Origin of the sequence: Paraburkholderia sp. UYCP14C, from assembly GCF_004197395.1 — a bacterium.
Lineage (GTDB): Bacteria > Pseudomonadota > Gammaproteobacteria > Burkholderiales > Burkholderiaceae > Paraburkholderia.
The window spans coordinates 1-24,789 of sequence record NZ_SELS01000056.1; the positions used below are offsets into that span (position 1 = coordinate 1).

Annotated in this window: 22 protein-coding genes and 1 pseudogene; 15 read left to right on the forward strand and 8 right to left on the reverse strand. The window is 64.3% G+C overall.

Going from position 1 to position 24,789, the window contains the following annotated elements:
- From EVC45_RS34455 to EVC45_RS34465, 3 genes and pseudogenes are all read left to right on the forward strand, one after another.
- Positions 1–321: pseudogene (locus EVC45_RS34455) on the forward strand (ammonium transporter); the annotation flags it as partial.
- Between the two features lie 275 nt (positions 322–596).
- Positions 597–887, forward strand: a complete 291-nt coding sequence (locus EVC45_RS34460; RefSeq protein WP_129962623.1) for a hypothetical protein — start codon at positions 597–599, stop codon at positions 885–887.
- A gap of 135 nt (positions 888–1,022) precedes the next feature.
- The gene (locus EVC45_RS34465) at positions 1,023–2,189 is read left to right on the forward strand and encodes a porin (RefSeq protein WP_129962624.1); all 1,167 of its coding nucleotides are present in this window, start codon (positions 1,023–1,025) and stop codon (positions 2,187–2,189) included.
- Between the two features lie 20 nt (positions 2,190–2,209).
- Here the strand turns inward: EVC45_RS34465 and EVC45_RS34470 are convergent, their stop codons facing one another.
- Both EVC45_RS34470 and EVC45_RS34475 read right to left on the reverse strand, forming a co-directional pair.
- Positions 2,210–3,010 (reverse strand): flagellar brake protein, encoded by an 801-nt coding sequence (locus EVC45_RS34470; RefSeq protein WP_248295365.1) that lies wholly within the window; start codon positions 3,008–3,010, stop codon positions 2,210–2,212.
- Positions 3,011–3,243: 233 nt separating this feature from the next.
- Entirely contained in the window at positions 3,244–5,184 is a 1,941-nt protein-coding gene (locus EVC45_RS34475; RefSeq protein WP_129962626.1) for a sigma-54-dependent Fis family transcriptional regulator, read from the reverse strand.
- 418 nt (positions 5,185–5,602) lie between these two features.
- On the opposite strand from EVC45_RS34475, the gene EVC45_RS34480 reads away from it, so the two are divergent.
- From EVC45_RS34480 to EVC45_RS34505, 6 genes are all read left to right on the forward strand, one after another.
- Complete coding sequence (locus EVC45_RS34480; RefSeq protein ID WP_129962627.1) at positions 5,603–6,658, forward strand: ATP-NAD kinase family protein; 1,056 nt, start codon at positions 5,603–5,605, stop codon at positions 6,656–6,658.
- 82 nt (positions 6,659–6,740) lie between these two features.
- Positions 6,741–7,724 carry a thiamine pyrophosphate-dependent dehydrogenase E1 component subunit alpha gene (locus tag EVC45_RS34485; protein ID WP_129962628.1) on the forward strand — a complete coding sequence of 328 codons (984 nt, stop codon included), beginning with the start codon at positions 6,741–6,743 and terminating at the stop codon, positions 7,722–7,724.
- Positions 7,725–7,771: 47 nt separating this feature from the next.
- A complete protein-coding gene (locus EVC45_RS34490) occupies positions 7,772–8,776 on the forward strand; it encodes an alpha-ketoacid dehydrogenase subunit beta (protein ID WP_129962629.1) in 1,005 nt (334 codons plus the stop codon).
- A gap of 3 nt (positions 8,777–8,779) precedes the next feature.
- On the forward strand, positions 8,780–9,889 hold the full coding sequence (locus tag EVC45_RS34495) for an acetoin dehydrogenase dihydrolipoyllysine-residue acetyltransferase subunit (protein ID WP_129962630.1): 1,110 nt from the start codon (positions 8,780–8,782) through the stop codon (positions 9,887–9,889).
- 5 nt (positions 9,890–9,894) lie between these two features.
- Positions 9,895–10,863 (forward strand): lipoyl synthase, encoded by a 969-nt coding sequence (gene lipA, locus EVC45_RS34500; RefSeq protein WP_129962631.1) that lies wholly within the window; start codon positions 9,895–9,897, stop codon positions 10,861–10,863.
- A gap of 401 nt (positions 10,864–11,264) precedes the next feature.
- The gene (locus tag EVC45_RS34505; RefSeq protein ID WP_129962632.1) at positions 11,265–12,617 is read left to right on the forward strand and encodes a DNA-binding protein; all 1,353 of its coding nucleotides are present in this window, start codon (positions 11,265–11,267) and stop codon (positions 12,615–12,617) included.
- Between the two features lie 149 nt (positions 12,618–12,766).
- On the opposite strand, the gene EVC45_RS34510 is transcribed toward EVC45_RS34505, so the two are convergent.
- The 6 genes from EVC45_RS34510 to EVC45_RS34535 form a co-directional block, all read right to left on the reverse strand.
- Positions 12,767–14,179, reverse strand: a complete 1,413-nt coding sequence (locus EVC45_RS34510) for a cytosine permease (RefSeq protein WP_129962633.1) — start codon at positions 14,177–14,179, stop codon at positions 12,767–12,769.
- Positions 14,180–14,325: 146 nt separating this feature from the next.
- Entirely contained in the window at positions 14,326–15,795 is a 1,470-nt protein-coding gene (locus EVC45_RS34515) for an aldehyde dehydrogenase (RefSeq protein ID WP_129962634.1), read from the reverse strand.
- 12 nt (positions 15,796–15,807) lie between these two features.
- A complete protein-coding gene (locus EVC45_RS34520; RefSeq protein ID WP_129962635.1) occupies positions 15,808–16,845 on the reverse strand; it encodes an LLM class flavin-dependent oxidoreductase in 1,038 nt (345 codons plus the stop codon).
- A gap of 11 nt (positions 16,846–16,856) precedes the next feature.
- Positions 16,857–17,828 (reverse strand): flavin reductase, encoded by a 972-nt coding sequence (locus EVC45_RS34525; protein WP_248295366.1) that lies wholly within the window; start codon positions 17,826–17,828, stop codon positions 16,857–16,859.
- Position 17,829: 1 nt separating this feature from the next.
- Entirely contained in the window at positions 17,830–18,648 is an 819-nt protein-coding gene (locus EVC45_RS34530) for an alpha/beta fold hydrolase (protein WP_129962636.1), read from the reverse strand.
- A complete protein-coding gene (locus EVC45_RS34535; RefSeq protein ID WP_129962637.1) occupies positions 18,617–19,219 on the reverse strand; it encodes an amino acid synthesis family protein in 603 nt (200 codons plus the stop codon). Before EVC45_RS34535 ends, EVC45_RS34530 begins: the two co-directional genes overlap by 32 nt.
- A 234-nt stretch (positions 19,220–19,453) precedes the next feature.
- On the opposite strand from EVC45_RS34535, the gene EVC45_RS34540 reads away from it, so the two are divergent.
- The 6 genes from EVC45_RS34540 to EVC45_RS34565 all read left to right on the forward strand — a co-directional run bounded on the left by EVC45_RS34540 (position 19,454) and on the right by EVC45_RS34565 (position 24,789).
- Positions 19,454–19,744, forward strand: coding sequence for a DUF1330 domain-containing protein (locus tag EVC45_RS34540; protein ID WP_129962638.1), 291 nt, complete (start codon positions 19,454–19,456; stop codon positions 19,742–19,744).
- A gap of 102 nt (positions 19,745–19,846) precedes the next feature.
- The gene (locus tag EVC45_RS34545; protein ID WP_129962639.1) at positions 19,847–20,533 is read left to right on the forward strand and encodes a GntR family transcriptional regulator; all 687 of its coding nucleotides are present in this window, start codon (positions 19,847–19,849) and stop codon (positions 20,531–20,533) included.
- Between the two features lie 296 nt (positions 20,534–20,829).
- Positions 20,830–21,741: an alpha/beta fold hydrolase gene (locus EVC45_RS34550; protein WP_373683106.1), complete on the forward strand. Its 912-nt coding sequence runs from the start codon at positions 20,830–20,832 to the stop codon at positions 21,739–21,741.
- Positions 21,734–22,702 carry a flavin reductase gene (locus EVC45_RS34555; RefSeq protein ID WP_129962641.1) on the forward strand — a complete coding sequence of 323 codons (969 nt, stop codon included), beginning with the start codon at positions 21,734–21,736 and terminating at the stop codon, positions 22,700–22,702. The genes EVC45_RS34550 and EVC45_RS34555 overlap by 8 nt, the downstream gene beginning before the upstream one ends.
- 95 nt (positions 22,703–22,797) lie before the next feature.
- Positions 22,798–23,829 (forward strand): ABC transporter substrate-binding protein, encoded by a 1,032-nt coding sequence (locus tag EVC45_RS34560; RefSeq protein WP_129962642.1) that lies wholly within the window; start codon positions 22,798–22,800, stop codon positions 23,827–23,829.
- Between the two features lie 75 nt (positions 23,830–23,904).
- Positions 23,905–24,789 carry an ABC transporter permease gene (locus EVC45_RS34565; RefSeq protein WP_129962643.1) on the forward strand — a complete coding sequence of 295 codons (885 nt, stop codon included), beginning with the start codon at positions 23,905–23,907 and terminating at the stop codon, positions 24,787–24,789.

The window sequence follows — 24,789 nt, forward strand, 5'->3', positions numbered from 1 at the left end:
GCGGGTGTGGTCTGCTTCTGGTCGGCCACGTGGCTCAAGCACAAGCTCGGCTACGACGATTCGCTCGACGCGTTCGGTGTGCACTGCGTGGGCGGGATCGTGGGCGCGATTCTCACGGGCGTGTTCGCGGTCAAGGATATCGGCGGCGCGGACGGCGACGTATTGCTGCAGCTCAAGGGTGTCGCGACGACGCTGATCTATAGCGGGGTGGTTTCGTTCGTCCTGCTCAAGGCAATCGACGCCGTGATGGGGTTGCGGGTCGCCGAGGAAGAAGAGCGCGAAGGACTGGACCTGGTCCTGCATGGCGAGGCGGTCGAATAACGGTTGCGGCGCGGATGGAGAGGGTACGACGGTCAGCGCCTGTCCTTTGGGGTGGCCGGTACCCGCAGGCATCGCTGCCATCCGCGGCAGCGCGCCTGCGTGCCTTGGGGTCAGGGGCCTGGCGCTTACAGCGGCCAAGCCGCGACAGAAGTCGGAGCACCCTTCGTACTTGAGGGCATGCGGGTGTCTGCCCGGTACGCGCGCGTACTGCCGAAGTTCGGCCGGACGAGCGAGGAGGTCGTGCCGGGTTCGAGCAACCGGATTTCCGCCAGCCGATGAAAAAGAATAATCAGCAGCAAGTCGTCGTACTGGTTGTTCTCATATCTCAAATCGCCTTTCTGGCAATGTTCGCATTCGCTGAACATGTCGTCAGGCATAACAAATGGATCGCCGCAGGATTTGGATTCGACCTTTTATTCGGTCTGATTCTGTCGGTCGGCTTTGTCGGGGTGTGGCGCACGCGCGCCGTCGAATCAGATTTTCTCGGTTTTCTACTGGCTAATCCGGTTGATCTGGCAGTCGTTATTGCGACCGCCGGTCAGCTGGTGGCCATTCTGCTTGTTTGAGCCGATTGGCAAACGCAAGCAGTTTCAGAAGCGGATCGGCGCGAGCTGCGTATTCCTGGCGATACCCGCCTGGATCGAAGTCCAATTAAAAAGAGTTGTTCTATTTTTCTGCAATCGCAAATGGGGCATTAAGGCATGAAAAAAACCTTGCTGGTAATCGGGGTCCTCGGTGCATTTTCGGTTTCCGCGTATGCGCAAAGCAGCGTGACCCTGTACGGGCTTATCGACACGGGATTTATCTATACCAACAACCAGGCCGGTCATAGCAATTGGCAAATGGCGACCAGCTCCACGCAGAATACGGTATTCGGCCTCAAGGGTACTGAAGATCTGGGAGGCGGTGTTCGTACGACGTTCAAACTCGAGCAGGGCTTCAATCTGAACAACGGCAGCCAGGCTTTTCCGGGTGATGGGTTCGGTTCTCAGGCGTGGGTTGGGTTGCAAAGCGATAATCTCGGCACCGTGACGTTCGGCCGCCAGTTCGATGTGCTGAACGACCAGCTCGGACCGATCTCCGCGGGCAGCAACACGTGGGGCGGCAACCTCGCCGCGCATCCGTTCGAGAACGACAACCTGGCGGCCGACTCGGTGGTCGTCAACAACTCGGTCAAGTACGTGAGCCCCACCTATGCGGGCGTGACGTTCGAAGGCATGTATTCGTTCAGCAACAAGGCGGGAGGATTCGCGGACAATCGCGCGTACGGCTTCAGCGTAGGTTATGCCCAAGGCCCGGTGAATCTTGCCGGTGGATACCTGCAATTCAATAACGCGGGCGGCGGCGTAGCCGGCACGAATCCAAACGGGGCAATCGCGCAGGGCGACGGCAGCGCGAACTTCATCGCGGAGCGCCAGCGTATCTGGGGCGCAGGCGGCAATTACACGTTCGGTCCCGCAACCGTCGGATTACTGTGGAGCCATACTCAGATCGACAACATGGCGGGCGTCATCTCGCTGGGCCTCGGTAGCTATCTGCCGCTTGGCGGCAATCTGCGACTGGACAATTACGAGGTGAACGCGCACTACTCGTTGACGTCTGCGTTGAGCGTATCCGGTGCCTATACGTTCACTGACGGCGCATACAACCAGGGGGCCACGAACGCCTCGCCAAAATGGAATTCGGTGATGCTGCAGACCGACTATTCGTTGAGCAAACGTACTGACGTGTACCTGGAAGGCGTCTATCAGCATGTTCATGGGGCGCCGGCGGACTCCGTGCTCGCAGAGGCGATGATCAATACGCTGTCGCCATCGTCGACGGGCACGCAGGTCGCGGTCACGGTGGGACTGCGACACCAGTTCTGATCGGTAAGTCGTCGGCGCGGCTAAGCCGCGTGAGCGGCCCAGTACGAGATCGCGTCCTGCCTGTCGAACACAAAGGCTTTCAGCGCGAGTTGCTGCTCTGAACTCAAGCCTTCGAATTCAAGGCCATGCGTGCAGAGCGCCGCCGGAGCCGTGCCGGTCTGAACGTTGCGGATGACGGCGACAGCCGAGAATTCCGTGTCGACACTTCGCGTCGTGAGTTGAAACGCAACGCGTAACCGCTCGCCGATCCTTCCGATCGGCGCGGTCGTCGCGAGCGACATGCCGAACACGCTCAGATCGCAGCCCACTCCCATTCCATCGAGCGCGGGTCCCGTCAAATCGATTCCATGGCGCACGGCGAGATGCGTGCGCACACGCACCGCTTTACGCTCGCGCAACTGTTTGATGTTGCCCGGCGCGGACAGCACCAGGTAGTCGAATGGATGCGTGCAAACCGTCTCGACGGTACACACGAACCAGAACACCGCTTGGGTAGTGACCGCGACGATCTCGACGTTCTCGCCGGGCATCAACATCAAGGGTTGACCGCCGACCACCGGCGGCGTGACGAACAGCGTGTGGCTCGGACTGAAGCCGATGACCCGGCTCGCATGCATCGCCCGGCCCATGCCGATCTGGCTGCGCATGCCGAGCAGCGCACCGATGCTCAGGTGCATGTCTTCGAGCGTGACCGGATGCGGCTCGTCGTTGCGCGAGTTCTGCTGGAATGCAGTCGCGTCGCCGCGCCGAGGATGGAAGTATGACAGCAGGAAATTGCGCTGGGATTCGCGGCACAGGATCGTGCCGGCACGAAGCAGCACACTGCCGTCCTGGTCTACCACGCGCCACGGAAGTGGCTCCCCGATCGGTAATTCTTCGCCGGCCAACGGCGCTACTGTGTTCGTGCGGCTTGGACCCTCGTCGTGCTTGCTCTCAGGCATTGCTCACCCGTTATTCTGTTTAAGGCGCTTGTTTTAGACTGCTATATTTTTTATACCATCTTACCGATGGATTGATTGACCGTCAAAGCGACATTCGGCGATAGGGATGCCGCCTATGCGCGATGTGGTCCGACGATGCCCAGCCGTGCGATGCGCCGGTACAACGTCGCGCGCGACATACCTAAAGCCGACGCGGCGGCGTTAGGACGCCACTGGCAACGCGTGAGTGCCGCGATGATGCGTGCCCGTTCGTCGTCGGGGCTGGCTGGCGACGTGGAGTGCGCCGCGAGAACCGGCGCGACGGCGGGCGCGAGTTGCGCCGCGAAGTCTGGCGACACGTGCCGCATCTCGACGCGAGCCGAATCGCAGACCGCGCACGCATAGCGCAGCACGTTGCGCAGTTGCCGGATGTTGCCGGGCCACGTGAAAGCGGCGAGACGTTCGGCGAATCGCGGATCGAGCATCAGCACATGGCTGGCCGCCTGGGCCTCCTCGTTGAACACCGTATCGATCACCTCGCGGATGTCGGCGCGCTCGCGCAGCGGCGGTATCCGCAGCGTCGCACCGCTCAGGCGATAGTAGAGATCCTCGCGGAACGATCCCGCTTCGACCATCTGCAGCAGATCGCGATGCGTCGCGCAGATCACATCGATATCGACGCGCACCGGCGTATCGCCGCCGAGCGGCACCACTTCGCCCTCGGCGAGCACGCGCAGCAGGCGGGTTTGCAGGCCGAGCGGCATGTCGCCGATCTCATCGAGAAACAGCGTGCCGCCGTGCGCGAGCGCGATCTTGCCGCGCGCGCCGCGGCTGCGCGCACCGGTGAACGCGCCAGGCGTATAACCGAACAGTTCGCTCTCGATCAGCGGCTCCGGAATCGCGCCGCAATTCACGGCGACGAACGGCCGGGTGCGCCGCGAACCCGCGTCATGCACTGCGTGCGCGAACACCTCCTTGCCGACACCGGTTTCGCCGAGCAGCAGAACCGGAAGCCGCTTGCCGGCGATCCGCAATGCGACTTCCGCATTGCGCGCGATCCGTTCGTCCGAGCTGTGCAAAAAGCGGCTCATCGCGCCGATGCTGTGGTCCGCGTGCAGATCGCCCGGCCGGGTCGTGACGAGCGGGCGAGCCGCGCGTCGCATCGGAGCGCGAATGCGTGCATACAGCATCGCGCCGGTCGCGCGCAGCCGCAGCGCCACGATCATGTCGGTGCGCGCGACGTCGTGCAGACGGACCTCGGACGTGTCGAATATCTCGTCGATGTGACGCGGACCGTCGAGGCCCGCGATGCTCTCATGCGCCTTGCGGTTCGCGGCGACGATGTTGCCGCATTCGTCGAAGGCGATCAGCGCTTCGGGTTGGGCTTCGACGAAATGGCGGCTTTGATGGCCGAACAGGATCCAGTGCTGCGCGGTCCGATTCAGGAAGTAACCGTCCTCGATCAAACTCGCGCTTTGCCGCACCAGTTGAAAAACCAGTCCCTGGCTGTCGCGCTTGTCGGGCGATTGAATCGCCGACGCATCGAGCACGCCGATCAGCTCGCCGGTCGGCGCGAAGATCGGCGACGCGCTGCACGTGAGCGTGGTGAACGCGGCCCGGAAGTGATCGGTCTTGTGCACGGTGATCGGCGCGAGGTCGGTGAGCACGTTGGCGATGCCGCAGGTGCCTTCTTCGCGCTCGGACCAGCACGAGCCGATATACAGCCCCGCATGCTTGAAGTCGTTGCGCCGGTCGCGGTCGATCCGATAGTCGATCGTGACGCCGTGCGCGTCGGACAGCATCACGCAATAGTCGGCGACGCGAATCATGTCGTGCAGCCGCGTCAGGCATTGGCCCGATGCGCGCAGAAAGGCTTCCTCCTTGCCCTGGACTTCGCGCAGCTCGGCGGAGCTCAGCACGCGCGGGCCGATCACGGAGCTGGGGTCGAGCCGGTACTGCTCGTACGAACGCTGCCACGACGACACGAGGCGCGGCGAATTCGCGGGCGCGGGCAGGCGTCCTTCAATGGCCCCGCGGACGCGATCGATGTGCTGCGTTTGAGAAACGTAGGGCATGGCCGGCTCCAGGCGAGCGACACCGAGTAGGGCGAGTCCCTGTCTTGTAGCACATCCGCAACGCGCAATCACATTGCGGCGCAGCACGTGCGGTGCGTGAGACGAACGTCTCAGCGCTGGGCGAGACGCGGGTCGCATCGAGCAAACCCTTGTCCGGCGCGGTGCCGCGCAAGCATCGCGGCGCGCTTCGAGGCGCTTGCCACATCGCCGCACGTGCGCGTGAGACACAGTGGACTGCGCAGCGCAGGTCCGATGAAAGCGGCCGCGAACGCCAGACCCCCGCGTCTGCCCTTTGAATACGACGCTTGCGGCCCATGCGCACGGCGCGCGAGCACCTGGCCCGACCTTTGCAGTATCGCTGGCAGACGAAAGCAAACGCGCAGGTCCGCTTCGCGACTCGCGCACAGGAGACAAGCCAGTGCCATCACCCATCACCGTCGGCGTGATCGCGAACCCCGCATCGGGCCGCGATATTCGACGCCTCACCACGCATGCTTCGGTGTTTCCGACCGCCGAGAAAGCGAACATGGTCGTGCGCCTGCTCGCGGGTCTCGGCATGCTCGGCGTCGGTCGCGTGCTGACGTTGCGCGACCAGACCGGTGTCGCCGCCCTGGTGCTGCGTGCGCTCGAAACCCATGCGACCGTGGCCGAGCCGCAGCCGTGGCCCAGCGTCGAATTCCTCGAGTTGCCGATTACGGACAGCGCGGCGGACACCCACGCGGGCGTCGCGCGGATGGTCGACCTGGGTGTCGATCTGATCGCGGTGCTGGGCGGCGACGGCACGCATCGCGCGGTCGCCGAGCATTGCGGCGACGTGCCGCTCTTGACGCTGTCGACGGGGACCAACAACGCGTTTCCGGAATTGCGCGAAGCGACGGTGGCGGGACTCGCGGGCGCGCTCGCCGCTTCGGGGCTCGTGCCGCCCGAGGTCGCGCTGACGCGCAACAAGCGTCTGGTGGTCCGCTGTGTCGCCGGTCCGAACGAGGGGCGCGAGGAAATCGCGCTGGTCGACGTGTGCGTGAGCCGGCAGCGTTTCATCGGTGCGCGGGCCATCTCCGAGCCGGCCGATATCGAAGCGCTGTTTCTCACGTTCGCGGCGCCGGATGGGATCGGCCTGTCGTCGATCGGCGGCGCGTGGGCGCCGGTCGAGCGCAGCGCGCCCTATGGGCTGCATCTGACGTTCGCGCGCGCGGGCGAATCCGGCGTGCCGATCTTCGCGCCGCTTGCGCCGGGCCGCGTCGACCGGGTGACGATGCGCACCTGCGAGCGCTTCGAAGCCGGCTGCTGGACGCCGCTGCACACGGAACAAGGAACGCTCGCCTTCGACGGCGAGCGCGAGATCGAGCTCGAACGCGACGACCGCTACGAGATCGCGCTCGACTGGGCGGGACCGCTCACCGTCGATGTCGGCCGCACGCTGCGCTATTGCGCGTCGCGGCAGTTGATGCGCGAAGCGGCGGCGCGTCGCAGGTAATCAACTCAGGAGGATGCGAACGCCTGAAGCAAAGCAGGTTGAAGTAGCAGTGACCATCGAGATCATTCCCAGGAGACACACCATGTCTGTATCGACGCAGTTGAGCAAGGAAAAGCTGCTGGAAGCGTACCGGATGATGCGCACGATCCGCGAATTCGAGGAGCGTCTGCACGTCGAATTCGCCACCGGCGAGATACCCGGCTTCGTGCATCTGTATGCCGGCGAGGAAGCGTCGGCGGTCGGCACGATGATGCATCTGAACGACGCGGACTATGTCGCGACCACGCACCGTGGTCATGGCCACTGCATCGCGAAGGGCGTCGACGTGCGCGGCATGATGGCCGAGATCTACGGCCGCAGCACCGGCGTGTGCCGCGGCAAGGGCGGCTCGATGCACATCGCCGATCTGTCGAAAGGGATGCTCGGCGCCAACGGGATCGTCGGCGCGGGTGGTCCGCTCGTGTGCGGCGCGGCGCTCGCCGCGAAGCTCAAAAAGACCGGCGGCGTGGGCGTGTGCTTCTTCGGGGACGGCGCGTCGAACCAGGGCGTGATCTTCGAATCGATGAATCTCGCTTCCGTGTGGCGCCTGCCCGCGATCTTCGTCGCGGAGAACAACGGCTATGCGGAGGCGACGTCGTCGACGTGGTCGGTCGCGGCCGACAACATCGCCGACCGCGCGAGCGGCTTTGGCATGCCCGGTGTGATCGTCGACGGCTTCGATTTCTTCGCGGTGCACGAGGCGCTCGGTGCGGCGATCGAGCGGGCGCGCGGCGGCGGCGGTCCGACGCTCGTCGAAGTGAAGCTGTCGCGCTATTTCGGTCACTTCGAAGGCGATGCGCAGACGTATCGCGCGCCCGGCGAAGTGCAGAAGCTGCGCGACGAAAAAGACTGCCTGAAGCGTTTCGAGGAGCGCGTGGTGCGCGCCGAAATGCTCAGCGCCGACGATCTGCGCGGCGTCGATGCCAAGGTGAAGCAGTTGATCGACGGCGCGGTGACGGAAGCGAAGGCCGCGCCGTTGCCGACGGCCGCGGATCTGCTGACCGACGTCTACGTGTCCTATCCGTAATTCGCAGCGCGAACCATTCAATTCAGGACAATCTTCAGGAGACAGTCATGGCACGGAAGATCACGTTTTCACAGGCGATCAACGAAGCGCTGAGTCAGGAGATGGCGCGCGACGAAACCGTCATCGTGATGGGCGAGGACAACGCGGGCGGCGCCGGCTCACCAGGCGAACAGGATGCATGGGGCGGTGTGCTCGGTGTGACCAAAGGGCTCTTTCATAAGTATCCGGGGCGCGTGCTCGACACGCCGCTGTCCGAAGGCGGCTTCATCGGCGCGGCGGTCGGCGCGGCCGCATGCGGGCTGCGCCCGGTGGCCGAGCTGATGTTTATCGATTTCATGGGTGTGTGCTTCGACCAGATCTTCAATCAGGCCGCGAAGTTTCGCTATATGTTCGGCGGCAAGGCCGTGACGCCGGTCGTGATTCGCACGATGCAGGGCGCCGGCCTGCGCGCGGCCGCGCAGCACTCGCAGATGCTGACGTCGTTGTTCACCCACATACCCGGGCTGAAGGTGGTGTGCCCGTCGACGCCGTACGACGCGAAGGGCCTGCTGATCCAGGCGATTCGCGACAACGACCCGGTCATCTTCTGCGAGCACAAGCTGCTGTATGGCCGCGAGGGCGACGTGCCGGAAGAGTCGTATGCGATTCCGTTCGGCGAAGCGAACGTGGTGCGCGACGGCGACGACGCGACCATCGTGACTTATGGCCGCATGGTTCACCACGCGACGGATGCCGCCGAAAAGCTCGCGAAAGAGGGGATCCAGGCCGAGGTGATCGATTTGCGCACGACCTCGCCGCTCGACGAGGAAACGATCCTCGAAAGCGCCGAGCGCACCGGGCGCGTCGTCGTGGTCGACGAGGCGAATCCGCGCTGCTCGATCGCGACCGATATCGCCGCGCTGGTCGCGCAGCGAGCGTTCCATTCGCTGAAGGCGCCGATCGAACTCGTGACCGCGCCGCATACGCCCACGCCTTTCGCAGGCGTGCTCGAAGACCTGTATATCCCGTCGGCGGAGAACATCGCCGCGGCCGTGCGGAAAGTAAGGAGCTGAGCAATGCCGATTCACATGATCACGATGCCCAAGTGGGGGCTGTCGATGGAGCAGGGACAGGTCAACGGCTGGTTGAAGGAGGTCGGCGACAAGGTCGCGAAGGGCGACGAGATACTCGACGTCGAGACCGACAAGATTTCGTCGGGCGTCGAGTGCGCTTTCGACGGCACGCTGCGCAGGCAGATCGCGCAGCAGGGCGACACGCTGCCGATCGGTGCGCTGCTCGGCGTCGTCGCCGACGCAGAGACGTCCGATGCCGACATCGAAGCAGCGGTCGAGGCGTTCCAGCGCGACTTCGTGCCGGCCACCGCCGACACCGCGGAGGCCGGACCGCAGCCGGAAAAAGCGCAGATCGGCGGGCGCACCGTGCGTTACCTGAAGATCGGCGACGGCGGCACGCCCGCGGTGCTGATCCACGGCTTCGGCGGCGATTTGAACAACTGGCTGTTCAATCACGCGGATCTCGCCGCGCATCGCGCCGTGTGGGCGCTCGATCTGCCGGGGCATGGCGAGTCGGGCAAGGCGGTGGATACGGGCAGCCTCGACGAACTGGCCGACAGCGTGATCGCGTTTCTCGACGACCGGGGCATCGAGCGCGCGCATCTGGTCGGCCATTCGATGGGCAGCGCGGTGTCGATGACGCTCGCCGCGAAGGCGCCCGAGCGCGTCGCGTCGCTGGCATTGATCGCGGGCGCGGGGCTCGGCGACGAGATCAATCGCGAGTACATCGAAGGCTTCGTCGAGGGCAGCAGCCGCAACACGCTGAAGCCGCACCTGGTGAAGCTGTTCGCCGACGGGTCGCTGGTCACGCGGCAACTGATCGAAGACATCGTCAAGTACAAGCGGCTCGAAGGCGTGAACGACGTGTTGCGCAAGATTGCCGGGTCCGCGTTCGAAGGCGGCGTGCAGCGCCGCGTCTATCGCGACCGGCTCGACACGCTCGCGCCGCGCACGCTGGTGATCTGGGGAGCGCAGGACCAGATCATTCCGGCCGCGCACGCGCAGGGGCTGCCCGCTCAGGTGCGCGTGCACGTGATCGACGGCAAAGGGCACATGGTGCAGATGGAGGCTGCATCGGAAGTGAACCGCCTGCTCAACGAGTTCTTCGGATAACCGCAATGGACGCCTCTGCTCATACCGACAGCCTCACGGCGCTTGGCCAGCATGGCAAGCGCAACCGCGACAAGCTTGCCCGCATTCCGGTGAAGATCGTGCCGGCGGACCATTCGACCGAATTGCCGAAGCCGCCCTGGCTGCACGCGCGGCCGATGATGAGCGAAACCGTCGCGGGCATGGCGGCGATTCTGCGCGAGCACAAGTTGCATTCGGTCTGCGAGGAGGCGATGTGTCCGAACATCGGCGAGTGTTTTGCGCAGCGCACCGCGACATTCATGATCATGGGAGGGATCTGCACGCGGCGCTGTGCGTTCTGCGACGTTGCGCATGGCCGGCCGCAAGCGCTCGACGACGATGAGCCCGCGCGGCTCGCCGACGCCGTCGCGGCGCTCGCGCTGCGCTACGTCGTGATTACATCGGTGGACCGGGACGATCTGCGCGACGGCGGCGCCGCGCACTTCGCGCGCTGCATTGCGCTCGTGCGCGAGCGCGTGCCGGGCATTCGGGTGGAAATCCTCACACCCGATTTTCGCGGGCGAATCGACCGCGCGCTCGATGCTCTGTCCGGGGCGTGGCCCGACGTCTTCAACCACAGCATCGAGACGGTGCCGTCGCTGTATCGGGCGGCGCGGGCCGGCGCGGACTATCGCGGTTCGCTCGAGCTGCTGGCGCGCGCGAAACGGCGGAACGCGGCGGTATTGACTAAATCCGGGCTGATGGTCGGCCTCGGCGAGACCGACGGCGAACTGCTCGCGACGATGCGCGATCTGCGTGCGCACGACGTCGACGTGCTGACGATCGGTCAGTATCTCGCGCCGTCGCGGTACCACATGCCGGTGCGGCGATACGTGCCGCCCGCGACGTTCGACATGCTGCGCGACGAAGGTTTGAAGATGGGGTTCCGGGAAGTGGTGTCGGGGCCGCTCGTGCGTTCGTCGTATCACGCGGATCGGGTTGCAGCAGGGCTTTGAACGCAGGTGCCGAGCCTTTGATGGGGCCGCCGGGCCCCAGAACGTCATTTTTCTGCCCGTTTCGCGAACGCCTTTGAGTACGCGTGTCGGTTTCGCCGTGTCGTCCAGTCCAAACGAGCGCAAGTCCCTGCATATCGGCCCAGCTTGGCGCGGCCAAAGTTCGCAAATCCGGAACATCCGGTTCTCCGTGTCACCGCAGGGGTGGCCGCCCGAGCCAACCGGGCGCTGCAAGATCGCCGCGCAATCCCGTGAATACCTCCCCCTAACCTCGGCTTTTCGACCGATTGGCCGCCGGGGAGGTAGCCGACAATTCGTAGCTATGCGAGGCGAATCCCAGCGCGCGGCCGCCTCCGGAACGACGAAACGGTATTCGTCACCACGTGCACTTTGTCGAGGCAGACATGTCAAGCAACATTACGATCACGGACGAACTCGTAGCTGAAATCGCAGACCGGATGGCCGACGAGGGCCAGAAGGTGTCTCCCGTGGCCATCTGGTCCGAAGTCCATACCGGTTCGGTGGTCGCGGTGTCCGCGGCATTGCGCAAGTGGCGCGAAACGCGCGCCCCGCGGGTGCCGCAGGTCGCCGAACGTCCGGCTTTGCCGGAGACCGTAACGGACACCATGCGCGATGCGCTCGACCGGCTGTGGACGTCGGCGCAGGACGAAGCGGAACGCGCAGTGGCGCGCCGCCTCGCCGCGATGCGCCAGCGCGTCGAGGACGCCAGCAGCGAGCGCGACGACGCGCTGGCGGAACTGCAAACCACCGTCCAGGAACTCGATGCGCTGCAGGTCCAACTGGATCAGATGTCGAGCGCCTACGACGAAAAAGTCGATGCACTGGCTGGGCTCGAAGAGGACATCGCGCTCGCGGTGCAACGCACCGACGCGGCGGAGAAGCGCGCGCAGGAGCTTGCCGACCGCGTTGCGCTGCTCGAAGCGGAACTGGAGCGCGCGGAACAGGCCGCGGAGTCTGGAGCGACTGCCCGCGAGCAAAGCGATGCCGCAGGCGAGGGCGAGGTGGCGAGCGAGTCGACCGGGTCAGTTGTCGACACGGCCGCCGGCGAAGCGGAGCGGGTAGCGTTGGAGGCGGCGCATGCCGAAGCGGTCGCGCGTCTTGAAAGCGAGCTCGAAGCGATTCGCGCCGCGCTGCAGGCCGAGCAGGAAGCGCACGCGGCCCGACGCGACGAGGTCGCGGGCGCGCAGGCAGAACGGGATGCCGCCGCACTTGAATTGCAGACTGCCCAGACGCAGATCGCCAGCCTGACCGATGAGCGCGATGCGGACGCCTCCGAAATCGCGAGGCTGTCGGCCAGCTTGTCCGAAGCGCAGGAGCGCGCCGAGCAGGCCGGGGGCGCGGAGCCGGCGTCGCCGGTGGGTGTCGACTCGCAGGAACTCGACGCATTGAAGGCGCAGATCTCGCGCGACGCGGACGCGCATTCCGCCGCGATTGCCGAAGCGCGGGAGACCGTCAGGAAATGGTCCGACTACTCGAACGCACTGAAGCAGCAACTGGCTCAGGCGAATGAAAAAATGGTGGTCGTACTTGCCCGCGGCGCAGGCGAAGCGACATTGAGCCGCCGGCTGACCGCTGAACTGGGCCAGCTCAAGCCGGAGCATGAATTGCTGCGCAATGAGATTCAGCAGCAAGTGGTCGTCGAAACGATCAACGCTCACCTCGAGAAACAGGGCTATCGCTACGACGAGAAGACGGGTGTGGTGTCGAAGCTGAACCCTGAAAGCGCGCCAGCGTGACGGTACAGTCGATGGGATGATGCGCGTCGCGGGTATGGCGACGCGCATTGCGCTCGTAGGGAGGGCGGCGTTGTTGGAGTCGTTCGCTTCGGCGATACGGCTCGGCAGCGCCGCTTTTTTTTCTCTGTTGAGCGAATAGGCCGCCCCGTTCATTCCGAAGCAGGAACCCCTGCCGGCACAGCATGACGCGAACGCGAACCGTCGTTCGATGCAAACAGATAGTAGGTCACTGCCGTCGCCACCAGTCCGACGATCCAGGAGACGTCCGCGCCGCCCATGATCGATGCCCACGGACCGTGGAAGAAGCTCTCTTCCATGAACGGCACCTGAATCGCAATCCCGAAGATGTAAATCGCAATCGCCTTGAAATTGAACGAGCCGTACACGCCGCCGTTATTGCTGACGATCTCGGACACGCGGTAGCGCCGGTTGCTGATCAGGTAGAAGTCGACCAGATTGATCGCAACCCATGGCGCGAGCACGATACGCATCGCGAAGATCGCGTTCAGGAAGATCGCGATGAAGTTGCTCGAAGCCCATAACGCGGTGACGGTGGACGAAACCAGCAGCACCGTCGACACGACGATGCGAACGTTGCGGCCGGGCACCCAGTTCGGACGGAAGGTTTGCGCGGCGGTAATGAACGACAACACCCCGCCATACAGATTCATGCCGTTGTGGCCGATGATGTTGACCAGGAACAGCAGGATCAGAACATAGCCAAACAGGCCGGTTTGCGCGCGAATGGCTTCCATCGGATCGGTGGCGTGGCTGGTACTGATCGCCAGTACGCCGAACAGGAACGCGAAGATCGTGCCGAGCGACGTGCCGAAATACGTGAACGCGAAGGTCTTCGCGAAGCCGGTGGTGGCCGGAAGGTAGCGCGAATAGTCGGACGTGTAGGGCGCGAAGCTGATTTGCCAAACGGCGCAAAGCCCGAACATCGCGAACCAGTTCGACACGTCGAAATGGCCTTGCTGGAAAATCCGCGTGTCGAGGCCGGGCGCCATCATGATCATGCCGATCAGCAGCGCGCCGCCCATGAACCATGCGCCCACCTTGTTGAAGCGGTGAATGAAGTGATAGCCGATTACGCCGACGAAAGTGGCGAGAATCGCGCCGAGCACGGTGCCGACCGCCACCGGTATCGCGGGCGCGGCGGTGTGCAGCGTCTTGCCCGCGAGGATGATGTTCGACACGAAGAAGCCGAGATAAATCAGCGTGGTGAAACCGACCACGAGCAGCGAGCCATAGCGGCCGAACTGCGCGCGGCTTTGAATCATCTGCGGCACGCCGACGAGCGGACCTTGCGCGGAGGTCAGCGCATGGAAAATGGCGCCGAAGAACTGGCCGGCGGCGATCGCGAGAATCGCGCTCACCACGTCGAGGTGAAAGACCAGGACCGAAGTCGCGCCGGAAATCACCGCAAGCGGCGCGACGTTCGTGCAGAACCACAACGTAAACAGATCGACGGGTTTGCCATGCCGATCCGCGGGAGCGACGTACTCGATCGAGTTGCTTTCAATGGTCAGAACGCTGTTATCGTTCGACGGGCTCTTCATAGTGTCTCCATTTTTATTGCGCAGGCTGCGCGATGCCACGTTCGATGAACGCGACATGGCGTCGCCCTTTACGGCTTTGAAGCGGGAAGCAGGGAAAGGATCGCGGTCCGTCGCTCGTAGCAATGAGCGCGGACCGCGTGCCGGACTCAGCGCATCACGAACGGATCGCTGATCGGCTCATCCGAAGTGCGCAGCCATACCGACTTCGTCGTCGTGTACTCGAGCGCGGCGGCCATGCCGCCTTCGCGGCCGTGACCGGAAAGACGAAAGCCGCCGAACGGGACGAGCGGCGATACCGCACGATAGGTGTTGATCCAGACGATTCCCGAGCGCACGCGCTTCGACACGCGATGCGCGCGAGTCAGGTTGGTGGTGAAGATGCCCGCGGCGAGACCGTAGGCAGTGCTGTTCGCCTTGTCGATCGCCTCCTGTTCGGTCGCGAACGTATCCACCGAAAGCACCGGCCCGAACAGCTCCGTCGTGATGCTGTCCGCGTTGCTCACGCCGGTGCAGTCGAGAATCGTCGGCGCGTAATAGTAGCCTTCGCGCTCCAGCGTCTTGCCGCCGGCGAGCACCCTGGCGCCCTGAGTCACCGAGTTCGCGACGACCTTCTCGATGTTGCGCAGCTGCCTGTCGGTGCAAAGCGGCCCGTATTCGGTCGTCATCTCGTTGGGTGAACCCACGCGTATGCGCGACACGCGCTCCACCAGCAGCGCGAGAAACTGCTCTTTCACGGAGGCCTCGATCAGCAGTCGCGAGCCCGCCACGCAGCTTTGACCGCTCGCCGCGAAAATGGCCGCGACCTGCGCGTTCACGGCGCTCTGGAGATCGGTATCGGCGAACACGATGAAGGGCGACTTGCCGCCCAGTTCCAGCGACACCTTCGCGAGATTGTTCGACGTGTTCGAGACGATGTGCCGTGCAGTTTCCGGGCCGCCCGTGAAGGCAACCTTGTCGATCTTCGGATGGCCGCTGAGAACCGCGCCGCATTCCGGCCCGAAGCCGGTAATCACATTGACGACGCCCGGCGGGAAGCCGGCCTCGTGCACGAGCTTCGCGAATTCGAGCAGCGGCCCCGGCGCTTCCTCGGAGGCTTTGAGCACGACCGTGCAACCGGCTGCGAGCGCCGGCCCGACCTTGACCGCGGATAGAAACAGCTGGCTGTTCCACGGCACGATGGCGGCGACCACGCCGACAGGCTGCCGTTCGAGCCAGACCTGCATGTCCGGCTTGTCGACGGGAATGTTGCTGCCTTCGATCTTGTCGGCGATCCCGGCGTAGTAGCGATAATACTCGGCGACGTACGCGATCTGGCTGGACGTCTCGCGAATGATCTTGCCCGTGTCGTTCGTTTCGATTTCAGCGAGTCGCGGCGCAGCCTTTTCGACGAGCCCGGCCAGCTTGTACAGCAGCTTGCCGCGCGCCGACGCGGTGAGGCCGGCCCACGCGGAATCGGTGAGCGCGCGGTTGGCCGCCTCGACCGCGCGGTTGACCTGCTCCGTGCGCGCTTCGGGCATCTGGGCCCACGCTTTGCCGGTGGCCGGGTTCACGCTCGCGAAAGTGGCCGCGCCGGGTTCGAACTGTCCGTCGATATACAGCTGAAAATGCGAATCCATGGAGTCGGCCCCTTATCTGAACGCAGGCATCACGTGGTTGATCATGCGCTCGAGCGACGCCTTCTTGCGCTCGAAGCTCATGCCCGTATCGATCCAGAACGAGTACTCGTCGAAGCCGAGCGCCTCGTAGGCCTGCAGGCGCCCGATCACTTCCTCGGGCGTGCCGATCACGTTGTTCTTGCGCATCGCCGCGGGTGTGTAGAACGGGTGAGCGGCGATCTCTTCCGGGCTCAGCGGCTTGATCATGCCGCGGCTGATCGGCCGTTCGTTCTTGAACCACGCGCCGAAGTAGTTGTAGAACGTGTTCACTTCGTCGGCCGCGATCTGCGCGTCGTCCTCGCTGCCCGCGACATAGGTGTGACGCAGCAGCATGATCTGCGGACGCGGCATGTTGCTGAACTTCTCGCACGCGGCATTGAAGTGGCCAACCAGCTTCTCGACCTCTTCGTCGCCCAGATGCAGCGGCGTCACCTGCACGTTGCAACCGTTGGACACCGCGAACTCGTGGCTGTTCGGATCGCGCGCGGCCACCCAGATCGGCGGATGCGGGCGCTGCAGCGGCCGCGGTGACGACGTCGTGGAAGGGAATTTCCAGAACTCGCCTTCGTGCGCGTAGTCGCCTTCCCACAGCTTTTTCACGGCCGGAATCAGTTCACGCATGCGTTGACCCGCGCCCCATGCGTCGAGCCCCGGATGCAGGCGTTCGTATTCGAACGAATACGCGCCGCGCGCGATGCCCAACTCCAGGCGGCCGTTCGAGATGATGTCGGTCATCGCCGCTTCGCCGGCGAGCTTGATCGGATGCCAGAACGGCGCGATGACCGTGCCGGTGCCGAGCCTCACGTTCTTCGTCTTGTTCGCGAGGTCCGCGAGATTGATGAACGGATTCGGCGCGATCGTGAAGTCCATGCCGTGATGCTCGCCGGTCCAGACCGCGTGCATGCCGCCGCGATCGGCAATCTGGCAAAGCTCGACCATTTCGTCATACAGCTGCTTCTGACTGGTCTGCTCGGAGACGCGCTCCATGTGAACGAAGAGTGAGAATCGCATGATGTAACCTTTCAGGAATGAAGCGGGCGGACTGTGCCGTTGCTGTGGTCGCCGAAGTACAACCCGTAACTCTTCAACTGGCTTTCCTTGCGGTAGCGGTGGAGCATGCTGGCCAATGCGCTGTCCTGCAACGCTTGCGAGTCGATGTCGTCGAGGCTGATGAATTTGCCCGAAGCATCACCGCAAGCGGCGAGTTCGTCCGGCGCGCTGCACAGGAACGAGATGTACTGGTAATGGGTTTCGGTGTTGTTGTAGGCCGAATAGATGAAGCTTGCCGATGCGTCCGGCTGGTACTTGCTGAAGATCTCGGCGAGTGCCTTGTCGGCGCCTTCCTTGCCGATCTCCTTCGACGGGAGTGCCCATTTGTGGTCTGCCGTTTTCACGAGCAGCACCTTGTCTTCGCGCGCGATGATCGCGCTGACGATCACCTTCGGGCCCGCGATGACCTCGGCCGACACGCTGGCCGGCGTGAAATAGCCGCCGCGGTAGTAGCCGAGGCCCGCGTATCCGGCCGAATGAAACGCCTCGACCTTGCCGACGATCAGCGCATGGTCGCCCGCATCGATCACCGCGTGGGTCGTGCAGTCGAACCACGCGCTAACTCCGTCGATCAGCGGATTGCGGTGCTCGCTCAGATGCCAGCCCACGTTGGCGAAGCGATCGTCGCTCGGTCGCGCGAACGTGTTGGACAGATCTTTTTGCCCTTCCGCGAGGATGTTGATCGCGAAGTGCCCAGCGGTGGAAAACGTCTGGTAGTTGCTCGACGTCTTTGCGATGCTCACCAGCAGCAACGCGGGGTCGAGCGAAACGGACGAAAACGAATTGGCGGTGAAGCCGAGCGGCTTGCCGTCGTCGCTGGCGGCGGTCACGATCGTCACGCCGGTCATGAACGCGCCGAACGCGTCGCGCAATTCGCGGGTGTTGAGTTTCGCTGCTTCGCGGCTTGTTTCCATGCTGGCTACCTGGCTCGTCGGTTGGCTCATTTCACACTTCCACTTGGAGGTTTTCCACCTGCGGCGCCGTCTGCAACCAGGCACGCAGCGCGCGATTGACTTCGTCAGGCGCGGTCAGATTCACCATATGCCGCTCGTTCTCGATCACGACCGCGCGGCCGCGATGGGCGGCTTGCGCCATCTGTCTGGCCATTTCCGGCGTCGAGTTCGGATCGTCGGAGCCGGTGAGTACGAGGGCAGGGCAGGCGATCGTGTTCCAGCCGTCCGCATACACGTCGTCGCCGTTCGCGAAGGCCGTATAGGCGGTCGCGTAGCCACCGAGGTTCACCGCCATCAGCCACGACTCGACCCGTAGCGCGGCAACGCGTTGCGACTCCTCGGCCGTGAACCAGCGCTGCAACGGCGTGGCCACGTCGATCGCGCCCGAGCGCAGTTCGGCCGCGCGACGCAACACGGCATCGCGCGCTTGGACGGTGCGTCGATACACGCCGTTCAACACGGCAACGCGCCTGACCAGATCGGGGCGCGTGACCGCGACGCCCGCGGCGATCAACGAACCCATCGAATGGCCGGCCAGATTGACCGGGCCGATGTCCAGCGCCTCGATGAAGCTCGCTGCCCACTCGACGAACTGTTGCAGGCCCGCGCCCGGTTCCAGCGGATCGCTGCGACCGTGGCCCGGCATATCGACCGAGATCACGTGGAACTCGTGCGCCAGCGCTTCGATCTGCGGATACCACGCGAGCGCCTGCATGCCTACGCCGTGGATCAGCACCAGCGGTTCGCCGGTGCCGTGCTCCAGATAGTGCGCGACGCGCTTAGTTGACAGCTGCAGGGTTCTTGACATCATTTCCGAGCTCTGCGAGGTCTTTGTAGCGATCGCCGATGCGGTGATGCGGACGGCCACCGATAGAGGCACCAATCGCGATCACGAGTTCGTCCGCGGCCGGCGCGTCGGCAATCGCAAACTGCAGCGTCAGGTAGTGCGAACGGCGGCCTTCGTCGTTCTTGTCCATCATCGGAATCAGCAGCGGCGCGTTGGCGGGGCCGCGCGTGTTGTTGAACGCCAGATACGACTTCGCGCCGACAGCCGAGCGATAGATGTTGCCGAAGTGCAGCGTGTGGATCAGCGCGGACGCATGCTCGATCTCACCCGCAAGGCCGACGATCGCGCTCTTGCCGAACGCTTCAACCGCTTCGCCCGAACCGGCTTCGTCGATGATCAGTTTGGTCAGGTGCTCGCTCAATTGCGGCGCGAGCGCGCGAATCTCGGGCGACAGGTCTTCCACGTAACCGCGGCCCGCCCACGGGTTCTTGATCACCGCGGCCGCGCCGATCATTTTCAGCGGCCTGGCGGCGACTTTGTCACCGTCGACGAAGACGGTTTCGACATGGAGGATGGATTTGCGAATCAGGCTCATGGCAACTTCCTGAGTGGGTTGGATGTGTGAGGCATTGTGGTATACCATGTTACGGCATGCCATGAGTGTTAACCCGGGGCGTCGCTAAGAGCCGCGTCCGGCGGGGAAAAGGGCGTTTTTGCGAGGGACTGGATGGCGATCGTCGACGCCAAAAAGAGGCGGCGGGGGTTCGTCAGACCGTCAACGAAGCGGCAGGCATGGCGCAAACCATTCCGGATTCAGAAAGGAGGAGATATGGCTGCATATTGGATCGCCCACGTGACCGTGCTCGACGCGGCGAAATACAAGGACTACACGGACATCGCACCGCTGGCGTTCAACAAGTACGGCGCGGTGTTTCTCGCGCGCGGCGGCGTGTCGGAGGTTCTGGAGGGCGAGTCGTTCGAGCGACACGTCGTGATTCGGTTCAGGGACATGCAAACGGCGCTCGACTGCTACCACTCGCCCGAATATCAGGCCGCCAAACAGAAGCGCGATGGACATTGCCGGGCCCAGATCACGATCGTCGAAGGGCTGGGCGGCTGATTGTGCCCTTGCATGCAAGCCTGGACGTCAGATAAGTCATAATATGGCATTCCACGCCCGCACCTTGCGTGCGGGCTTTCGTCCATCGTCCCACAGCCGCCTATGCAAGACCTCAAAATCGACCGCAATGTCAAAACCTTGCGTGAGCTCACGCTCGACAAACTGCGCGCCGCGATAGTCCAGGGATATTTCCGGCCGGGCACCCGACTCGTCGAACGCACGCTGTGCGACGAGCTGGGCGTGAGCCGCACCGTCGTGCGCGAGGTGCTGCGGCATCTGGAGACCGAAGGTCTGGTCGAGATCGTCGCGCGGCAAGGCCCGATCGTCGCGCGGCTCGACCCGGCTCAGGTCGGCGAGATCTATGAGTTGCGCGGGCTTCTCGAAGCGAACGCCGCGCGCGCCTGCGCCGAGGGCGCCACGCCGGAAGTGGTGCGGCAACTGCGCGAGGTCCGCGCAGTCATCGAAGACGCGTTCGAAAAAAGCGATCTGCCGCGCGTGCTCGAATACACCGAGCGCTTCTACGAAACGTTGTTCGAAGCCGCGAAGAAACAGGTGTCGCTCGCGGTCGTCACGTCGCTCAACGCGCGCATCAACCGCCTGCGCGCGTTGACCATCGCGACGCCGGGGCGCGGCGGCGACTCCAACCGCGAAATGAACCAGCTGCTCGACGCGATCGAGCGGCGCGACGGCGACGCGGCCGCCGCGGCGTCGTTCGCGCATATCAAGCGGGTATCTGAACTGGCTTTGGCGGTGCTTGCCGCGCAGAACGAGGCGAGCGGCGACGCCTGAGCCTGTCTGTAGTCGTCCCTACCAACGCCGCCGGCTTTTGCCGGCGGCTTTTTTTTGTCTGTTCGATCGGGCAAACACGCGCATAGCCCAAAGCGTGCCAGTCTAACTCTCCCCAATATCATGGTATTCCATAATACGTTGAGCATTGTTGTGGGCCATAAGATGGAATACCATAATCTCATCGATTGAGATTTGCAGCTCGAAGCCTGAAAGGAGAACCCCATGACGTTGGAAGCGTGCACGCTGCGTGGCTGTGGTCCGCATCGCAATCTGGAGCGTGTCTGATGAAGCCCGATCTGTCGCCGACGCGTGCGATCTCGCATCGCCAGCAGGGTCGAACCGCGGGCACCTGCTACAGCGTGTACGGGCCGCAATCGGACGCCGCTGCCGAAACCGTCGTGCTGATCCACGGCGTGGGCATGAACCAGAGCGTGTGGGCGCCGCAGATCGATGCGTTGTCCGGATCGTTTCGCGTCGTGGTCTACGACATGCTGGGGCACGGCGACAGCGTGCTGCCGAGCGCGGAGCCCACGCTCGACGAATACGCGGCGCAACTCGCGTCACTGCTCGACGCGCTGCGGATCGAGCGGGCGCACGTGGTCGGGCATTCGATGGGCGCGCTGGTCGCGCTCGAATTCGCGCTGACCCACCCGCAGCGCACGCTGAGCGTCGCCGCGTTGAACGCGGTGTACGACCGCACGCCGGCACAGCGCGAGGCGGTGATGACGCGCGCGGCCACGCTCGGCGATACGCGCGCCGACACCGGCGTGGACGGAACGCTGTCGCGCTGGTTCGGCGATCCGATTCCGGGGCACCTGACCCAGGCCGCGCAGGCGGTGCGCGCGCTGCTGCTTGCCGTCGATCCGGTGGGCTACGCGCGCACCTACCGCCTGTTCGCCTGCTCGGACGACGCGCACGTCGGGCGTCTCGCGAGTCTCGCGGTACCCGCGCTGTTTCTGACCGGCGAGGGAGATCCGAATTCGAGCGCGCAGATGTCGCAGGCGATGGCCGCGGCGGCACCACGTGGCCGCGCTGAAGTCATCGCGAACGCGCGCCACATGATGAACGTCACCGACCCGGAGCGCGTGAACGCGAGCCTGCTTGCGTTCCTCGACGAAGCATCGGCGCAGCGACGCACGAATGCCGCAACGACCGCGACAACTACCGCAGCAACCACCGCAGTGCCAACCGGAGAACGCCATGGCTGAGCCGATCACCGCCCCGAGCGCGGAACCCGCTTTCGATATCGCCGAATTTCGTCGTGCGCTCGGCGCATTCGTGACGGGCGTGACCGTCGTCACGACGATCCAGCCGGACGGCTCGCCGCGCGGCTTCACGGCGAACTCGTTCACGTCGGTATCGCTCGATCCGCCGCTGATTCTGGTGTGCATCGCGAAGACGGCGGCGAGTTACGCGGTGTTCTCGGACGCGCGCCGCTTCGCGGTCAGCGTGCTCGCGGAAGACCAGAAAAACGTGTCGGGCGTGTTCGCGTCGAAGGCCGCGGACAAGTTCGCGCAAGTGCCGTGGAGCACGCGCAAAACGGGCGCGCCGGTGATGGATGGCGCGGCGGCGAGCTTCGACTGCACGACGCATGAGGTGGTCGATGCGGGCGATCACATCATCCTGATCGGTCGCGTGGTGGACTTCGTGCAAACGAGTTCGTCGCCGCTTGGCTATTGCCGTGGCGCGTACGTGAACTTCAGCCTGTCGCAGGACGCGCTGGCCGCGGCCGGTGCGCGCGCGAAAGTCGGCGCGATCCTCGAGCATCGCGACGGGCTCGTGCTCGTCGACACCGGCAAAGGCTTGGGTCTGCCAACGGGCATCAAGCTAGACCCGGCCAGCGACCCCGCAAGCCTGCACGGCGTGCTCGCGAAGCTCGGCCTGCAAGTGCATCTCGACTTTCTGTTCGCGGTATTCGAGGACGGCAGCGGCAAGGAGGCGGGCGTGCATATCTACTATCGCGGCCGCGTGATTCCGAACAGCTCGCCGTGGCTCGACAGCAGCGTTCGCATCGTGCCGCTGTCGCAGATTCCATGGGACGAAGTCAGCGACGCCGCCGTGCGCTCGATGCTCGAACGCTATGAGCGCGAACGCAGGCAGGACGCGTTCGGCATTTACGTCGGCGATAGCGAAGCCGGCACCGTGCAGCCGCTCGGCATCGCTCATTGAACGCGCTGCAATTGAAAACTCACAACCATGAAGCCGGCGCGTTTTCTCGCCGCCGGACCGACCAGGCAACATCCAACCGTATCCCGGAGACAGACATGAGCAGCAGAAGCAATTCGTTTATCGCGCCGTTGTTCGTTGCTTGCGCGACGACGCTCGCGGCAGCGTCCGCATTCGCGGCAGACCCGATCGTCTTCACGAGCTGGGGCGGCACCACGCAGTCGTCGCAACAGAAGAACTGGGCGCAGCCGTTCACGCAGGCGAGCGGCATCACCGTGTTGATGGATGGCCCGACCGACTACGGCAAGTTGAAGGCGATGGTGGATAGCGGCAACGTGAGCTGGGACGTCGTCGATGTGGAAGGCGACTTCGCGTACGCCGCGCAAAAGGCCGGCCTGATCGAGCCGATCGACTACTCGGTCGTGAAGAAGGACGAACTGGACCCGCGCTTTGCGACGCCGGACGCGGTGGGCAGCTTCTATTACTCGTTCGTGCTCGGCTACAACAAGGCGAAGTACACGGGCGCGCAGCCGCAGACGTGGGCCGATCTGTTCGACACCAAGAAATTCCCGGGCAAGCGCACGTTCTACAAGTGGTCGGCGCCGGGCGTGCTGGAAATCGCGCTGCTCGCCGATGGCGTGCCGCCGAACAAACTCTATCCGCTCGACCTCGACCGCGCGTTCAAGAAGCTCGACACGATCAAGAGCGACATCGTCTGGTGGAGCGGCGGCGCGCAGTCGCAGCAACTGCTCGCGTCGGGTGAAGCGCCGATCGGGATGTTCTGGAACGGGCGTTTGCACGCGCTCGCGCAGACCGGCGTGCCGGTCGGCATTTCCTGGAACCAGAACCTGACCGCCGCCGACATGCTGGTGATTCCGAAGGGCGCCAAGCACCGCGCGGAAGCGATGAAGTATCTGGCGGCCGCGACGAGCCCGCAGGCGCAAGCGAAATTCGCCGCCGAGACGGGCTATGCGCCGATCAACGTGAAGTCGGCCGCGCTGATGCCGGCTGGCATCGCGAAGACACTGCCCGACCAGTACAAGGACTCGCAGATCAATCTCGACATGAAGTACTGGGCCGACAACCGCGACGCGATTGCGAAGCGCTGGTACGCGTGGCAATCGAAATAACCAGCACGGACCGACGTTAGAGCCGAGCGCCGAGCAGTGAACCGGCGCGCACAGAGACACGGAGCAGGAGACATCATGCCCAACGTAATGAGTACCGTCGCGCATCCGCCCGCGACGGCCGCGCGCAAGCGGCGCGACTGGCGCAGCGTCTGGCTGCTGACGCCGGCCATGCTGCTGCTGCTGATCTTCTTCCTGCTGCCGGTGCTGTCGCTGCTGTTGCGCAGCGTGCTAGAGCCGAGCCTGGGACTGGAGAACTATCAGCAACTGGTTGGTTCGACCACGTATCTGCGGGTCTTCGGCAATACCTTCCTCGTCGCGACGGTCGTAACGCTGGTCACGGTGCTGGTGGGCTTTCCGATGGCATGGCTGCTCGCGATCGCGCCGCGCAAGCTGAGCTCCGTGCTGTTCGCGATCCTGCTGCTGTCGATGTGGACCAACCTGCTCGCACGGACCTTCGCGTGGATGGTGCTGTTGCAGGGCACGGGTCCGATCAACCGCGCGCTGATGGCGATCGGCCTGATTCACGAACCGCTCGCGCTGGTGAACAACCTCACCGGCGTGACGATCGGTATGACGTACATCATGCTGCCGTTCCTCGTGATGCCGCTGCACGCGACGCTGCGCGGCATCGACCCGTCGACGCTGCGAGCCGCCGCGGTCTGCGGCGCGAGCCGCTGGCAGGCATTCTGGCGCATCCTCGTGCCGCTCGCGATGCCGGGCGTGGCCTCCGGCGCGCTGATGGTATTCGTGATGGCGCTCGGCTACTTCGTCACGCCCGCGCTGCTGGGTGGCCCGTCTTACATGATGCTCGCCGAACTCATCGCCCAGCTCGTGCAGGAACTGCTGAACTGGGGTCTCGCCGGTGCCGCCGCTTTCGTGCTGCTGAGCGTGACGCTCGTGCTCTATGCGTTGCAATTGCGCTTCACCGGCAGTGCGCGCGCCATTCAGGGAGGACGCTGA

What these genes read in the sequence shown, in the direction of transcription:
- EVC45_RS34460 (WP_129962623.1), top strand. Translation starts at nt 597, where the DNA reads ATGAAAAAGAATAATCAGCAGCAAGTCGTCGTACTGGTTGTTCTCATA.
- EVC45_RS34465 (WP_129962624.1), top strand. Translation starts at nt 1,023, where the DNA reads ATGAAAAAAACCTTGCTGGTAATCGGGGTCCTCGGTGCATTTTCGGTT.
- EVC45_RS34475 (WP_129962626.1), bottom strand. Translation starts at nt 5,184, where the DNA reads ATGCCCTACGTTTCTCAAACGCAGCACATCGATCGCGTCCGCGGGGCC.
- EVC45_RS34485 (WP_129962628.1), top strand. Translation starts at nt 6,741, where the DNA reads ATGTCTGTATCGACGCAGTTGAGCAAGGAAAAGCTGCTGGAAGCGTAC.
- EVC45_RS34490 (WP_129962629.1), top strand. Translation starts at nt 7,772, where the DNA reads ATGGCACGGAAGATCACGTTTTCACAGGCGATCAACGAAGCGCTGAGT.
- EVC45_RS34495 (WP_129962630.1), top strand. Translation starts at nt 8,780, where the DNA reads ATGCCGATTCACATGATCACGATGCCCAAGTGGGGGCTGTCGATGGAG.
- lipA (WP_129962631.1), top strand. Translation starts at nt 9,895, where the DNA reads ATGGACGCCTCTGCTCATACCGACAGCCTCACGGCGCTTGGCCAGCAT.
- EVC45_RS34505 (WP_129962632.1), top strand. Translation starts at nt 11,265, where the DNA reads ATGTCAAGCAACATTACGATCACGGACGAACTCGTAGCTGAAATCGCA.
- EVC45_RS34510 (WP_129962633.1), bottom strand. Translation starts at nt 14,179, where the DNA reads ATGAAGAGCCCGTCGAACGATAACAGCGTTCTGACCATTGAAAGCAAC.
- EVC45_RS34515 (WP_129962634.1), bottom strand. Translation starts at nt 15,795, where the DNA reads ATGGATTCGCATTTTCAGCTGTATATCGACGGACAGTTCGAACCCGGC.
- EVC45_RS34520 (WP_129962635.1), bottom strand. Translation starts at nt 16,845, where the DNA reads ATGCGATTCTCACTCTTCGTTCACATGGAGCGCGTCTCCGAGCAGACC.
- EVC45_RS34525 (WP_248295366.1), bottom strand. Translation starts at nt 17,828, where the DNA reads ATGAGCCAACCGACGAGCCAGGTAGCCAGCATGGAAACAAGCCGCGAA.
- EVC45_RS34530 (WP_129962636.1), bottom strand. Translation starts at nt 18,648, where the DNA reads ATGATGTCAAGAACCCTGCAGCTGTCAACTAAGCGCGTCGCGCACTAT.
- EVC45_RS34535 (WP_129962637.1), bottom strand. Translation starts at nt 19,219, where the DNA reads ATGAGCCTGATTCGCAAATCCATCCTCCATGTCGAAACCGTCTTCGTC.
- EVC45_RS34540 (WP_129962638.1), top strand. Translation starts at nt 19,454, where the DNA reads ATGGCTGCATATTGGATCGCCCACGTGACCGTGCTCGACGCGGCGAAA.
- EVC45_RS34545 (WP_129962639.1), top strand. Translation starts at nt 19,847, where the DNA reads ATGCAAGACCTCAAAATCGACCGCAATGTCAAAACCTTGCGTGAGCTC.
- EVC45_RS34555 (WP_129962641.1), top strand. Translation starts at nt 21,734, where the DNA reads ATGGCTGAGCCGATCACCGCCCCGAGCGCGGAACCCGCTTTCGATATC.
- EVC45_RS34560 (WP_129962642.1), top strand. Translation starts at nt 22,798, where the DNA reads ATGAGCAGCAGAAGCAATTCGTTTATCGCGCCGTTGTTCGTTGCTTGC.
- EVC45_RS34565 (WP_129962643.1), top strand. Translation starts at nt 23,905, where the DNA reads ATGCCCAACGTAATGAGTACCGTCGCGCATCCGCCCGCGACGGCCGCG.